We start from the raw sequence: 12,333 nt of genomic DNA, 5'->3' as shown, positions 1-12,333 counted from the left end.
ATTTGATTTCATCGTTTGCTATCAATGTAGTCCTTAGATCTTCCTGTTTTGTAGAATGTTGCAAAGATCCATTTTCTATTGTTAAAACCTGTCTATACTATTTTAAAAATCCAAATGAAAAAGAATGAGTGAATTATGCAAAGTAATAACCCCATTTTGACCCGGGTGGAAACCCAAAGTGATTTTAACCAGACCATGACGGTACAAGGCGCGATTCAAAAATCTGTATTACTGACAGTGATTGCTGCTGCGGTGGGTTTGTCTCTGTTTTTTTATAGCTTCATGACCCTAAATTTATCACTGGCCTATGCCGGGGCAATGGTCGGTGCGATTGGCGGATTGATTCTGGCACTCATCGCGACATTTAAGCCGAATACGGCACCGGTATTGGCGATTCCTTATGCCTTGTTTGAAGGTGCCTTTTTAGGAGGGATTTCAGTGATCTTCCAGGTGAAATTCCCAGGCGTACCTTTGCAAGCTTTACTGGCGACCTTTATCACCACCTTGGTGATGTTTGCCTTGTATCGCTTTCAAATTATTCGTGCCACAGAAAAATTTAAAGCCGTGGTGTTGTCAGCCTCCATTGCGATCGCCATTGTCTTTGTGGTGCAAATTGTCATGCGTCTGGCTTTTAGCTCAAGCATTCCTTACCTTTTTGAAAGTAACTGGCTTGGAATTGGCTTTGCTGCATTTGTTGCGGTGATTGCTTCTTTAAACCTGATTCTCGACTTTGACCTGATTGAATCATCAGCTGCGCAGTACGCGCCGAAAGCGATGGAATGGCTGTGTGGTATTGCCTTATTGGCGACTTTGGTCTGGATGTATTATTCCTTCCTGCGTTTGCTTGGTTTATTACAGAGTAATGATTGATCCTCTTTAATGCGAAATGAATTTAAATAAAATGCTCCTATATCTAGGGGCATTTTTATGATTTTTACAGAACATGCTAAAAAAGGTGCATTATGCAATTTCGCAAATGCTCCAGACTTGGCATTATGCTTGTAAATTATTTTGAGTGAGATTCACATGGCACAAGGACTATTGGCGGGTAAGCGCTTTTTAATCGCAGGTGTTGCAAGTAAGTTATCCATTGCATTTGGTATTGCTCAAGCCTTACACCGTGAAGGTGCGGAACTCGCATTCACTTATCCAAATGAAAAATTAAAAAAACGTGTTGATGATTTTGCTACACAGTTTGGTTCAACTTTAGTTTTTCCTTGTGACGTGGCTGTTGATGCTGAAATTGACCAGGCTTTTCTAGACTTGGCAAAACATTGGGATGGTCTGGATGGCGTGGTTCATTCCATCGGTTTTGCACCAGCGCATACTTTAGATGGTGACTTTACCGATGTTACCGACCGTGAAGGCTTTAACGTTGCCCACGACATTAGTGCATACAGCTTTGTTGCGATGGCGCGTGCTGCAAAACCTTTACTTAAAGTTCGCCAAGGCTGCTTGCTGACGTTGACTTACCAAGGTTCTGAACGTGTGATGCCAAACTACAACGTGATGGGCATGGCAAAAGCATCACTGGAAGCAGGTGTTCGTTATTTAGCATCAAGCTTGGGTAGCGAAGGTATTCGTGTGAATGCCATTTCAGCGGGTCCAATTCGTACACTGGCAGCATCAGGCATTAAATCTTTCCGTAAAATGCTCGATTTAAATGAAAAAGTTGCACCACTTAAACGTAATGTAACCATTGAAGATGTGGGTAATGCTGCATTATTCCTATGCTCACCTTGGGCAAATGGTATTACCGGCGAAATCATGTATGTTGATGCTGGCTTTAATACGGTTGGTATGAGCGCAGATTTGATGGCGGATGCTGAATAAGCTTTTCTCCTTCTCCCTCTGGGATGAGGAACACTGTTCCGTAAGAGGGTGAGGGAATTAATAAATAACCTCTCCCTGACCCTCTCCTTTAGGAGAGGGAGTTTAGGCATTAAAAAGACCGCATCTGCGGTCTTTTTTATATGAGGCAGGCTTATATGATTAAGCCTGACCTTCAGCAGCAACTTGAGCACGTTGCATATTCGCTTCGAATTCAGCATCGAAGTTAATTGGGGTAAGCAGCAATTGCGGGAAGCTTCCTTTAGTGACCATGTCATTTACAGCTTCACGTAAGAATGGGAACAAAATATTTGGGCAATATGCACCCAAAATATAAGGAAGACGTTCTTCTTCAACGCTATCAATCAAGAAAATCCCGGATTGAGTTACATCAACGATGAATGCTGTTTCACCTGCGTTATTCGCTTGAACAACCACTTGTAATGCAACTTCATAATGGGTCGCATCAATTTTTTCTGCCGAAGAAGACAAATTGATATTTAATTCAGGTTGCCATTCTTTGGTAAATACTTGCGCCCCCGGGACTTCAAAAGAAATATCTTTAGTATAAATGCGTTCAAGTGCTAATTGCGGTTGAGCTTGTTGTTCACTCATTTTTTAATCCTTAATATGAGGGTGACTTAATAAAACCATTAAGCCAATAAGTCGTTGAGTTTTCCTTCACGCTCTAAAGCATAAAGTTGATCAAAACCACCGATAAATTGGTCGTTAATAAAAATTTGTGGAACAGTACGGTGATTGGTGCGTTGCATCAATTCAAGACGTACTTCAGGCGCTTCTTTAGATAAATTAATTTCTTTATATACAACGCCTTTACGCTCAAGAAGTTGTTTTGCGCGAACGCAGTAAGGGCATACAGTTGTTGAATAAATTACTACTTCAGCCATTAAGATATCTCCTTAAGCGAATTATTTACTTTTAATGAGCGGTAAGCCTTGGACTTTCCAGTTGTTTACGCCGCCATCTAAACGGTAGCTATCAGCATGACCCACTTGTTGCAAAGCTGTACCTGCGATTTGACCCAGGTTACAGATAAACACCAGTGGACGATCCGAAGATTTTAACTCTTCAAGATGGCTTGTAATTTGGCTATACGGAATATTACGGCTACCGCTGATATGACCTTCACGAAAGTCTTTCGCATCGCGTAAATCAATCAGCAGAGCATTTTTAGCTTTGACTAAAATACCCAAAGACTGTGGTGAAATCTTACGACCATTGCGTTGTCCTTCTAAAACGAAGAACAAAACGATGAGAACCCCAAGTGTTCCAAACAAGAAGGGGTGATTCCCCATAAATTCCAACCAACGTTCCACAAGTCACCTAAATACAATTTTAAATTGCGTAGAGTATAGCTCATAAATATGGCGATCAAAATCGCCGCTTCAAGGGCTAAGGGTTAAGAAAAACTAATTTTTTTGCTGTGCTTCAGCAATTTCATCGCCTAAACGTAAATAACTGTCTAAACGACGCTGTAAAATTTCACCATTCGCGGCTGCCTGACGCAAAGCGCATTGTTTTTCGTGCTTGTGGGTGCAGTTACGGAACTGGCAATGTCCAAGCAGATTTTCTATTTCAGGAAAACCTCGCTGAACTTTATCTGGGTTCAAATGCCATAAACCAAATTCACGAATTCCGGGGGAGTCGATCAGTGCTGCACCTTCACCGAACGCAATTAAACGTGTAGAGGTGGTGGTGTGCTGACCCAGTGCAGAGTTTTCTGAAATGATATTGGTCTTTTGTGCAGCATCGGGAACCATGGCATTAATCAGCGAGCTTTTCCCGACCCCCGACTGCCCCACAAAGGCCACGGTTTCGCCCGCCAAACGATTGGCCAGTTCAGTTAAATCACCATCAGATTGAGTTTGCATTACTTCATAACCCAATGCTTGATACTCTTTCATCAAGTTCAAAATTGGATCATTTTCTTTAATCAAGTCAGCTTTATTTAGCACCAAAAGTGCAGGAATTTCTGCATCGGCGCACGCCACGATATAACGGTCAATTAAGCTTGGCGCGACTTCTGGGAAGGAGGCAAACACAATCACAATTAAACTGACATTGGCTGCAACCGGTTTAACTTTATGGTAGCGGTCAGGACGGGTCAGCAGGGATTGACGTGGATGAATCGCAGTAATAATCCCCAGTCCGGTATTCGGGTCAGCCTGCCATTTGACCCGGTCACCTGTAACCAATGCTTCTAAATTGGTCCGGGTATGACAGCGCCAGACACTGCCGAGTTCAATCGGCTTCCAGAACGGGTCTGGCTCACCTGCGAGTACTTCAGGTTTGATCGGATGCTCATCAGGCGTTGATAGGGCTTGAACCTCAAGTTGACGACCATAGTGCTGTACCACCAAGCCTTCTAAGTCACTTGAAGTGTCGAGTTCTTCTTGACGTGTTTGATGTTGTTTCTGAATGCGACGTTGCTGCTGTTCAGTTAAACGACGTTTACGAATTAAAGCCATTCATATCCTAAAAAAACCATGAACTAAGGATGTCAAAAATAGCATGAAGCGGGGTACGAGTTACAGCATCGACGCAATAAATTTGCTACTATAGCGGTTTTTAAGCCTAATAAGATTGCACATTTATGAGCAGCACTCCTGATACACGCCTGATTTGGATTGACCTTGAAATGACAGGTCTAGATACTGATAACGACCAAATTATTGAAGTTGCAACTATTGTGACGGATGATAACCTCAATATTTTGGCGGAAGGCCCTGTGCTTGCTGTTCACCAGTCGGATCGCGTGCTCAATGCGATGGATGAGTGGAATACCCGTCAACATGGACAATCAGGTCTGATTGAACGTGTACGCCGTAGTAAACTCACGGCGCAAGATGCGGAACAACAAACCTTAGAGTTCCTGAGAAAATGGGTGACACCAAAATCATCACCCATGTGTGGCAACTCCATTTGCCAAGACCGTCGTTTTTTGCACCGTTTAATGCCGGAAATGGAACAGTTTTTCCATTACCGTAATCTTGACGTGTCTTCAGTGAAAGAGTTGGCGAAACGCTGGCGCCCAGAAATCATGAGTGGCCTGAAAAAGAATGCCTCGCATTTAGCCATGGATGATATTCGCGATTCGATTGTGGAACTCAAATATTATCGTCAGTATTTCTTTATTACCAATTAAATAAAGAGTGAGAAAAAGAGGCGGAAGCCTCTTTTTTTATAGCTGTAAAAATTCTATCTCTATTTTTGAGCAATTTTTTATATTTATTTCATCGGCTTAATCATGTGGAAGATCATGCGAAAGATATAGATTATCGAATTAGGGTGGAATTTGGTAAAATGCGCCGGTGTTTTTTAGATACCAGATGACGAATGACTAATCTTCCTGAAGATGATGAATATGAGCGCCGCTTTGCAGGTGTGGAAAAAATTTATGGAGATGAAGCTTTCCGTCAGTATGAGCACAGCCATGTGATGGTAATCGGGATTGGCGGTGTCGGTTCTTGGGCGGTTGAAGCTTTGGCACGTACCGGTATTGCTGAACTGACGATCATTGATATGGATGTGGTTGCTGCATCCAATATTAACCGTCAGTTGCCTGCCATGAGTTCGACCTTGGGGCGTGAGAAAATTGAGGTGATGGCAGAGCGTTGTTATTCGATTAATCCACGGATTAAAATCAATTTGGTAGATGATTATTTAACACCTGATAATGTCAAGCAACTTTTAGAGAACAAGCCTGATGTAGTTCTAGACTGCATTGATGATGTCAAAGCCAAATTGGCCTTGATGCTGCATTGCAGATTCAATAAAATTCCTTTAATCGTGTCTGGCGGGGCAGGCGGAAAGCTGGATCCCTTAAAAATTCGTGTTGCAGATTTGTCTAAAACTGAACAAGATCCGATGTTAGCCAAGTTACGTACTCAGTTACGCGCCAAAGGGATTGGTAAAAAGCACAAAGAGAAATTTGGTATTACCTGCGTGTATTCGATTGATAACTCATTCTCAAGTGCAGATGTTTGTCCAAGTGCCGGCTTGCGTTGTGGTGGTTATGGTTCAGCCGTGGTGGTCACTTCAAGTTTTGCCATGATTGCAGTTTCAGAAGTTCTGAAGAAGCTGACGGTTAAGAAAGTGAAAACTGCAGCATCAAAATCATTATAGAATCTGGGCTGTTGGTATTTTCATTTTGTGAATTACTTTTTGTGTTTACTCTTAAATATCAACAGTCCTGAATATGATTCATGCAAGATTAATACTAAATAATTGAATAATAATAAATTAATTGGTTACTCCACTTTTTCCTGTTATTTCACCAACGATAAAAATCTCAACCTAGATTCGACTTCCTGATTCTCTTGCTAAATAAATTCTTTTTCGTTATTTCTTATGAGCTTTAAGCCAATCTTTTATTATTCAAATGTATAAGTTGAGTAAGGGGGGATACTCAAAGCAAAAAATATCACTACTCTGGAAAAGAAGCGAATGCACAACATTTAATAATTTTTTCTTTCTTATTTCTAAAGTTTGGCTTCAGGAGAAGAGTAATGACGGATAATCATAATCGCGAAAAATTATGGGAACTTATCAAGGATGTAAAATATGCCATGATCAGTCACGCGACTGAAACCCAGGAATTGCATTCACAACCCATGACCATGCTCAATTCCAAAAAGACTGAGCAGATGAGTCAAAGTCACAATCTGTACTTTATCTTGAAAGATAGCAACGATTTGGTGAGTGCAGTCAATTCAGGGCGTAATCAGATTGGGTTATCTTTTGCCAAACCTTCTGACAATATTTATGTCTCGATTAGTGCGCATGCGCATATCAGTACAGATCGCGCCTTGATTGATCAGCTCTGGAATCCCTGGGCTGAAAACTGGTTTAAACGAAAGGAAGATCCGAGTGTGCGCGTTTTGGTCGCTGAAGCGGTGAGTGCAGAATACTGGAACGTGACTGACAATAAAGTGACCCAGCTCTTTAAAGTGCTAAAAGGCAATGTTACCGGGCATGCCGGTGAAGTCGAGTCAGATCATCAAAAGCTGGATTTGTAATCTGTTTATATTCAGGTGGGTTGAAAATATCGGATCAGTGGGTAGGTTGAATATAAACTTTGCTTGATCTTATTTTTAAGACTAACCAAACATAAGATAAGAAGAACAAGTATGGATAAAATACCTGTTCTTCTTTTTATGTCTACTGATTTGTATCTGCTGCATTGATGTTTAAGTATCTTTATAAAAATTAAAGTCCGAAATAATAAGCCAGGATACAAATCACGATAGTCAACAAAATCAGTTTAATTACCCCAGATGCACCGACTTTGTGCGGAACATGCGCTTTGTGAGTTTTTAAATGAGGTAATACCTGGGGAATTGTATGTGCTCCATCCAGAGGATTGGCCATTTCTACTTGGGTCAGTTTTGCAGACTGATAATGATTGGCAACTTTGACAATAAACTTTGCCCTTAAATCATCCAGTTTTTGCGAAAAGTGGCGCAGATTCAGTTGTTCTTCCGGTGTTAGTTCACTGCCATCGGCATGAAACGGATGCTGCTGCTTGTGCTCAATGTAACTCGATAATGCTTCTAAACGATGTAGTGTGGTATGTGCATAATCTGCTTGATAGTCAGTTGGCAGTAAAGGCAGATATTTACTTTCAAGCAAAGGCGAACCCTCGGCATTTTCGGTCTCCGCCTGAGTAAGGCCGTAATAAGGAAAATCCCGGTTTGCCGGTTCGCTAAAGCCTTGTGCAAACTTGCTATCGAATAATTCGTTATCGGTATAAGCCTGAATGTCATCCCAATTCGGCTGTTGTAAATCGGCATCTAGACGTTTTGCAAGCTTGGGATTTAAATCAAAACGCCAAAATGTTTCCTGACGGCATTGTTCCTGCTGCGGTTTAGGCGCTTCATAGTCATTGTCAGCGCTATACCATTCTGGGAGTTCCTTACCAAAAATCCAGGCGGTTTTTTTATTGTGTTCATGGCTGACAATAAAATGCGGAATGGCTAAAAGCTCTACATTGGCATTTGGATTTTTTTCGTCAATTAAAAGGCTTGAGCTATGTAAGCTAATGCGATGAGTGCCTTGTTTTTTTAGGCCTTCAAGCCAGATTTGAAAATGTTGCGCCAGTAAATGTTGTGACATGAGATCACGGAAACGCAAGTTATGCTGGTTAAAAATGGAATGCTGTACCCAGTAATTAAAGCTTAAATTCTGGCTGAGATACTCATTACCATACGTTACCAAAGTCAATTGTTGTTTCCAAATTGGATCGAGTGCCATTGTTATTGATCTCATAAATAATGACTTTATCTTATACTTTTTATAAATCTGGATGCCAATCTAATTTTCCTCTACAGGGAACTTCATCAATACGTTCAAAAACTGTTAGAATATGGGGTTTTATTATATTTTTAAATTGTTGCTTTGAGAGTTACTATGTCACTGGAAGCCCTGACCACTGAAGCGCTCGCTGCGATTGCAGCAGCTCAAGACCTTGCTACACTCGATCAAGTACGAGTGCAATTTACAGGGAAGAAAAGCCAGCTCGCGGAACAATCGAAGGCACTCGGTAAAATGGACCCTGAAGAACGTAAAGTTTTTGGGGCGAAAATTCACGCTGTACGTGAAGCCATTACTGGTGCATTAACGACACGCCAGGCGGAATTACAAAAAGCTGCACTAGAACAAAAACTTGCTAGCGAAATGATCGACATTACCTTGCCAGGTCGTGGTCAAAGCGTGGGCAGTATCCACCCTGTGACTCAAGTGCAAGAACGTATTTGCCAATTCTTTACCAAAGCTGGTTTTACGGTTGCGACAGGTCCTGAAGTTGAAGATGATTATCACAACTTTGAAGCATTGAATATTCCGGGTCATCATCCGGCACGTGCCATGCATGACACGTTCTATTTTGATGTAAATCATTTATTGCGTACGCATACTTCTGGTGTGCAGATCCGTACCATGGAAACCCAGCAGCCGCCGATTCGCATTGTCTGCCCGGGCCGTGTCTATCGCTGTGACTCGGATCAAACCCATTCGCCAATGTTCCATCAAATTGAAGGCTTATACATTGCGGAAAATACCAGCTTTGCGGAACTGAAAGGTTTATTGGTTAACCTGTTAAATGAATTCTTTGAAAAAGATTTAACCGTACGTTTCCGTCCATCTTATTTCCCGTTCACTGAACCAAGTGCCGAAGTGGATATTATGGATGAACGCGGTCGTTGGTTAGAAGTTCTAGGTTGCGGTATGGTGCATCCGAATGTGCTTCAAGCTGCGGGCATCGATCCTGAAAAATATAAAGGTTTTGCTTTTGGTCTGGGTGTAGAACGTTTTGCAATGCTTCGCTACGGTGTGAATGACTTGCGTATGTTCTTCCAAAATGATGTGCGTTTCTTACGCCAATTTGCTTAAACGAATTTATTAACCTCTCTTGCGAAGCAGTGCTTCTCATCTCCTTTAAAAAGGGGAGGGACTCCGCGAAATGGTTGGGGTTCTCCCGTGAAAAAGGGGGAGTTAGAGGGGATTCAAGACATTAGATTTATAGGTTTTTATAGAAATGAAAATTAGCGAAAATTGGTTACGCACGTGGGTCAACCCAGCCATTGATAGTGAAAAACTGTCTGATCAATTGACTATGCTGGGTCTGGAAGTCGATGAGTTGGCTCCAGCAGCCAAACCATTTACAGGTGTGGTTGTAGGTGAAGTTCTGACTGTGGAACAGCATCCAGATGCAGACCGTTTACGTGTCACCACAGTGAACATTGGTTCAGGTGAGCCTTTACAAATCGTGTGCGGTGCGCCAAATGTACGTGCAGGGATGAAAGCTCCTGTAGCCACCATTGGTGCAGTGTTGCCGGGTGATTTTAAAATCAAGAAAGGCAAGCTTCGTGGTGTTGAATCACAAGGCATGCTGTGCGGTGCTTCTGAAATCGACCTTGAAGATAAAATTGATGGTCTTTTAGAGTTACCGAACGATGCGCCTGTCGGGGTAAATGTACGTGAATATTTAAACCTTGATGACAACGTGATTGATATCAGCATCACGCCAAACCGTGGTGACTGTTTCAGTATCCGTGGTATCGCACGTGAAATTGGTGTAATTAACCAATTGGCTGTGACTGCACCTGAAATCAAGCAGGTTGCTGCAACAATTACAGATGTTAAAAATGTGCTTGTTGATACAGAAGGTTGCCCACGTTATTTAGGTCGCGTAATCAAAAACGTCAACACCAAAGCACCGATACCTGAATGGATGGAGCGTGCGCTGGCTCGTTCTGGTATCCGACAGCACAGTATTCTTGTCGATATCACCAACTACGTTTTAATTGAGCTCGGTCAACCACTACACGCATTTGATGGCGGCAAGGTTCAAGGTGCAGTTCATGTGCGTCAGGCAACTGCTGCTGAAAAACTGGTTCTTTTGAACGAGCAAGAAGTTGAATTGACTGAAGATGTGATGGTCATTGCAGATGATGCAAAAGCATTAGCGATTGCCGGTATTATGGGCGGCCTGTCTTCATCAGTGACTGATGCAACCACTGAAATCTTCCTGGAATCTGCTTTCTTCGCACCATTACACATCGCAGGTCGTGCACGCCGTTATGGTTTACATACCGATGCATCTCAGCGCTATGAACGTGGTGTCGATTTCGAATTACCAATGATTGCCATGAACCGTGCATCACAGCTTATTGCTGAATTGGCAGGTGGTGAGTTTGGTCCGGTTATCGTTGCAGAAAAAGCTGAACTTTTACCAACACGTGATGCAATTGAACTGAATCAAGCTCAGGTGGATCAATTATTGGGTTATCGCGTTGAAAGTGACTTTATTAACGATGCGTTGCAACGTCTCGGTTGTATCGTAACGGTAAAAGCACAAGGCGAGTGGACTGTTGTTCCGCCTTCACATCGTTATGACATGGCTATTTATCAAGACCTGATTGAAGAAGTTGCCCGTATTCACGGTTATGACAACATTCAAATCAGTCTGCCTGTGATTGATGTGAAACTTGCAAAACATCAAGATCAGTTTGAATTGCCTCAACTTCGTCAAACCTTGGTGACTTTAGGTTATCAAGAAGCGATCAGCTTCAGCTTTGCCGATGCTAAACTTGAAAAACAATTGAATCCAAATGTTAATCCATTGATGTTGGCAAACCCAATCTCAAGCGAATTGGCTGCGATGCGTTCGACTTTATTATCCAGCTTGATTCCATGCGTGCAGTACAATATTAACCGTCAGCAAAGCCGCGTACGTTTCTTTGAGCTAGGTTTGCGGTTTGATTATCAAGATGCAAAAAGCATTCATGATCTGAAACAAATCCCGACTTTGGCTTTAATTGCAGTCGGTGCTAAAAATGCTGAATCTTGGCATGCGAAAGCACAGCCGATGGATTTCTTTGACCTTAAAGGTGAAGTTGAAGAGATTTTAGCTGCGGGCCGTGTAAAAGTTGAATATGTCCGTTCAGAACGTGCATGGTTACATCCTGGCCAATCTGCTGAAATTTTAGTCGATGGCAAGTCTGTCGGTTACCTCGGCCGTTTGCACCCATCTTTAGAAGATGAGCTTGATTTGGGCATTACTTGGGTTGCAGAACTCGATCAACAGGCTGTTTTGCAAACTTATGTATCTAATTTTACAGAATTATCACGTTTTCCATCGGTTAGACGTGATATTGCGCTTTTAATTAGTGATAAGATTAATGTTAGCGAAATTCAGCAACTTATCGAAAAAACGGGTGGAGAGTTATTAGGCTCGACCTGGTTGTTCGATGTATACACTGGACAAGGTGTCGAAGAAGGTAAACGCTCATTAGCATTTGCAATTTTATGGCAACATCCATCACGTACACTTGAAGATGCTGAAATTAAATCGGGTATGGATCAAATCATCGAAGTGTTGCAAAACACTTATCAGGCGACATTGAGGGCTTCATGACAGCATTAACAAAAGCAGAAATGGCTGATCATTTAAGTGAGCTCACGAGTTTAAACCGTCGTGAAGCAAAACAAATGGTCGAGTTGTTCTTCGATGAGATTAGCCAAGCGCTAATCTCAGGCGAACAAGTAAAACTTTCGGGGTTCGGTAACTTTGAGTTGCGTGATAAACGTCAACGCCCAGGTCGAAACCCAAAAACGGGTGAAGAAATTCCAATTTCTGCACGCCGTGTAGTCACATTCCGTGCAGGGCAGAAATTCCGCCAGCGCGTAGGAAATGAGCAGATCGATTGATCTGCTTTTTTTTATTTTAAATTTGCCAAGCGCTATAGTCAAACTACTTTATTATCCATACAGGATTCGAAAAAAACTCGAAATAATTCATCGACTGAGTCGATCAACCATTCTTTACGCTTACGTTTAACCCATGCCCACATCTGTTCTATAGGATTTAAATCAGGGCTGTATGCAGGAAGCCAAAGAATTTTATGCCCTTGTTGTTCCAATAACTCCAGAATATCTGCTCTTTTATGAAATGCTGCATTATCCATAACCACTACACTATTT

14 protein-coding genes are annotated in these 12,333 nt (G+C 42.1%); 8 read left to right on the top strand and 6 right to left on the bottom strand.

All coding sequences use genetic code 11. From position 1 onward, the window contains the following. The first annotated feature begins 135 nt into the window (after window positions 1-135). The gene (locus E0H81_RS13520; RefSeq protein ID WP_131319620.1) at window positions 136-870 is read left to right on the top strand and encodes a Bax inhibitor-1/YccA family protein; all 735 of its coding nucleotides are present in this window, start codon (window positions 136-138) and stop codon (window positions 868-870) included. Between the two features lie 156 nt (window positions 871-1,026). After that, on the top strand, window positions 1,027-1,833 hold the full coding sequence (locus E0H81_RS13515; RefSeq protein ID WP_131267068.1) for an enoyl-ACP reductase FabI: 807 nt from the start codon (window positions 1,027-1,029) through the stop codon (window positions 1,831-1,833). A gap of 159 nt (window positions 1,834-1,992) precedes the next feature. Here the strand turns inward: E0H81_RS13515 and secB are convergent, their stop codons facing one another. The 4 genes from secB to rsgA form a co-directional block, all read right to left on the bottom strand. After that, complete coding sequence (gene secB, locus E0H81_RS13510) at window positions 1,993-2,445, bottom strand: protein-export chaperone SecB (RefSeq protein WP_067866540.1); 453 nt, start codon at window positions 2,443-2,445, stop codon at window positions 1,993-1,995. A 38-nt stretch (window positions 2,446-2,483) separates the two neighbouring features. After that, window positions 2,484-2,738 carry a glutaredoxin 3 gene (grxC, locus tag E0H81_RS13505; protein WP_131267067.1) on the bottom strand — a complete coding sequence of 85 codons (255 nt, stop codon included), beginning with the start codon at window positions 2,736-2,738 and terminating at the stop codon, window positions 2,484-2,486. 21 nt (window positions 2,739-2,759) lie between these two features. Then, entirely contained in the window at window positions 2,760-3,167 is a 408-nt protein-coding gene (locus tag E0H81_RS13500; RefSeq protein WP_131319618.1) for a rhodanese-like domain-containing protein, read from the bottom strand. A gap of 93 nt (window positions 3,168-3,260) precedes the next feature. Further along, complete coding sequence (gene rsgA, locus E0H81_RS13495; RefSeq protein WP_131319616.1) at window positions 3,261-4,319, bottom strand: small ribosomal subunit biogenesis GTPase RsgA; 1,059 nt, start codon at window positions 4,317-4,319, stop codon at window positions 3,261-3,263. 125 nt (window positions 4,320-4,444) lie between these two features. Between rsgA and orn the strand changes: the two genes are divergently transcribed. From orn to E0H81_RS13480, 3 genes are all read left to right on the top strand, one after another. Beyond that, window positions 4,445-4,996: an oligoribonuclease gene (orn, locus tag E0H81_RS13490; RefSeq protein WP_131319614.1), complete on the top strand. Its 552-nt coding sequence runs from the start codon at window positions 4,445-4,447 to the stop codon at window positions 4,994-4,996. A gap of 191 nt (window positions 4,997-5,187) precedes the next feature. Further along, a complete protein-coding gene (locus E0H81_RS13485; RefSeq protein WP_131319612.1) occupies window positions 5,188-5,976 on the top strand; it encodes a tRNA threonylcarbamoyladenosine dehydratase in 789 nt (262 codons plus the stop codon). Window positions 5,977-6,359: 383 nt separating this feature from the next. Then, complete coding sequence (locus E0H81_RS13480; RefSeq protein WP_131319610.1) at window positions 6,360-6,869, top strand: pyridoxamine 5'-phosphate oxidase family protein; 510 nt, start codon at window positions 6,360-6,362, stop codon at window positions 6,867-6,869. Between the two features lie 190 nt (window positions 6,870-7,059). Here E0H81_RS13480 and E0H81_RS13475 read toward each other — a convergent pair whose 3' ends face one another. Further along, window positions 7,060-8,103 (bottom strand): hypothetical protein, encoded by a 1,044-nt coding sequence (locus tag E0H81_RS13475; RefSeq protein ID WP_131319608.1) that lies wholly within the window; start codon window positions 8,101-8,103, stop codon window positions 7,060-7,062. 156 nt (window positions 8,104-8,259) lie between these two features. On the opposite strand from E0H81_RS13475, the gene pheS reads away from it, so the two are divergent. From pheS to E0H81_RS13460, 3 genes are all read left to right on the top strand, one after another. Next, window positions 8,260-9,240, top strand: coding sequence for a phenylalanine--tRNA ligase subunit alpha (gene pheS / locus E0H81_RS13470; RefSeq protein ID WP_131267062.1), 981 nt, complete (start codon window positions 8,260-8,262; stop codon window positions 9,238-9,240). Between the two features lie 145 nt (window positions 9,241-9,385). Then, window positions 9,386-11,767 carry a phenylalanine--tRNA ligase subunit beta gene (gene pheT, locus E0H81_RS13465; protein ID WP_131319606.1) on the top strand — a complete coding sequence of 794 codons (2,382 nt, stop codon included), beginning with the start codon at window positions 9,386-9,388 and terminating at the stop codon, window positions 11,765-11,767. Next, complete coding sequence (locus tag E0H81_RS13460; protein WP_004649746.1) at window positions 11,764-12,060, top strand: integration host factor subunit alpha; 297 nt, start codon at window positions 11,764-11,766, stop codon at window positions 12,058-12,060. Before pheT ends, E0H81_RS13460 begins: the two co-directional genes overlap by 4 nt. 38 nt (window positions 12,061-12,098) lie before the next feature. On the opposite strand, the gene E0H81_RS13455 is transcribed toward E0H81_RS13460, so the two are convergent. Further along, a partial coding sequence (locus E0H81_RS13455) for a transposase (RefSeq protein WP_171458599.1) occupies window positions 12,099-12,333 on the bottom strand: 235 nt, incomplete at its 5' end.

It is taken from the genome of Acinetobacter terrestris (assembly GCF_004331155.1).
In the GTDB taxonomy this organism is placed as follows: Bacteria; Pseudomonadota; Gammaproteobacteria; order Pseudomonadales; family Moraxellaceae; genus Acinetobacter; species Acinetobacter terrestris.
The sequence above is the reverse complement of the archived record's forward strand: the minus strand, read 5'-3'. Positions and strand labels throughout refer to the sequence as shown.

What these genes read in the sequence shown, in the direction of transcription:
- secB (WP_067866540.1), bottom strand. Translation starts at nt 2,445, where the DNA reads ATGAGTGAACAACAAGCTCAACCGCAATTAGCACTTGAACGCATTTAT.
- E0H81_RS13485 (WP_131319612.1), top strand. Translation starts at nt 5,188, where the DNA reads ATGACTAATCTTCCTGAAGATGATGAATATGAGCGCCGCTTTGCAGGT.
- pheS (WP_131267062.1), top strand. Translation starts at nt 8,260, where the DNA reads ATGTCACTGGAAGCCCTGACCACTGAAGCGCTCGCTGCGATTGCAGCA.
- E0H81_RS13475 (WP_131319608.1), bottom strand. Translation starts at nt 8,103, where the DNA reads ATGGCACTCGATCCAATTTGGAAACAACAATTGACTTTGGTAACGTAT.
- pheT (WP_131319606.1), top strand. Translation starts at nt 9,386, where the DNA reads ATGAAAATTAGCGAAAATTGGTTACGCACGTGGGTCAACCCAGCCATT.
- E0H81_RS13520 (WP_131319620.1), top strand. Translation starts at nt 136, where the DNA reads ATGCAAAGTAATAACCCCATTTTGACCCGGGTGGAAACCCAAAGTGAT.
- orn (WP_131319614.1), top strand. Translation starts at nt 4,445, where the DNA reads ATGAGCAGCACTCCTGATACACGCCTGATTTGGATTGACCTTGAAATG.
- grxC (WP_131267067.1), bottom strand. Translation starts at nt 2,738, where the DNA reads ATGGCTGAAGTAGTAATTTATTCAACAACTGTATGCCCTTACTGCGTT.
- E0H81_RS13515 (WP_131267068.1), top strand. Translation starts at nt 1,027, where the DNA reads ATGGCACAAGGACTATTGGCGGGTAAGCGCTTTTTAATCGCAGGTGTT.
- E0H81_RS13480 (WP_131319610.1), top strand. Translation starts at nt 6,360, where the DNA reads ATGACGGATAATCATAATCGCGAAAAATTATGGGAACTTATCAAGGAT.
- rsgA (WP_131319616.1), bottom strand. Translation starts at nt 4,319, where the DNA reads ATGGCTTTAATTCGTAAACGTCGTTTAACTGAACAGCAGCAACGTCGC.
- E0H81_RS13460 (WP_004649746.1), top strand. Translation starts at nt 11,764, where the DNA reads ATGACAGCATTAACAAAAGCAGAAATGGCTGATCATTTAAGTGAGCTC.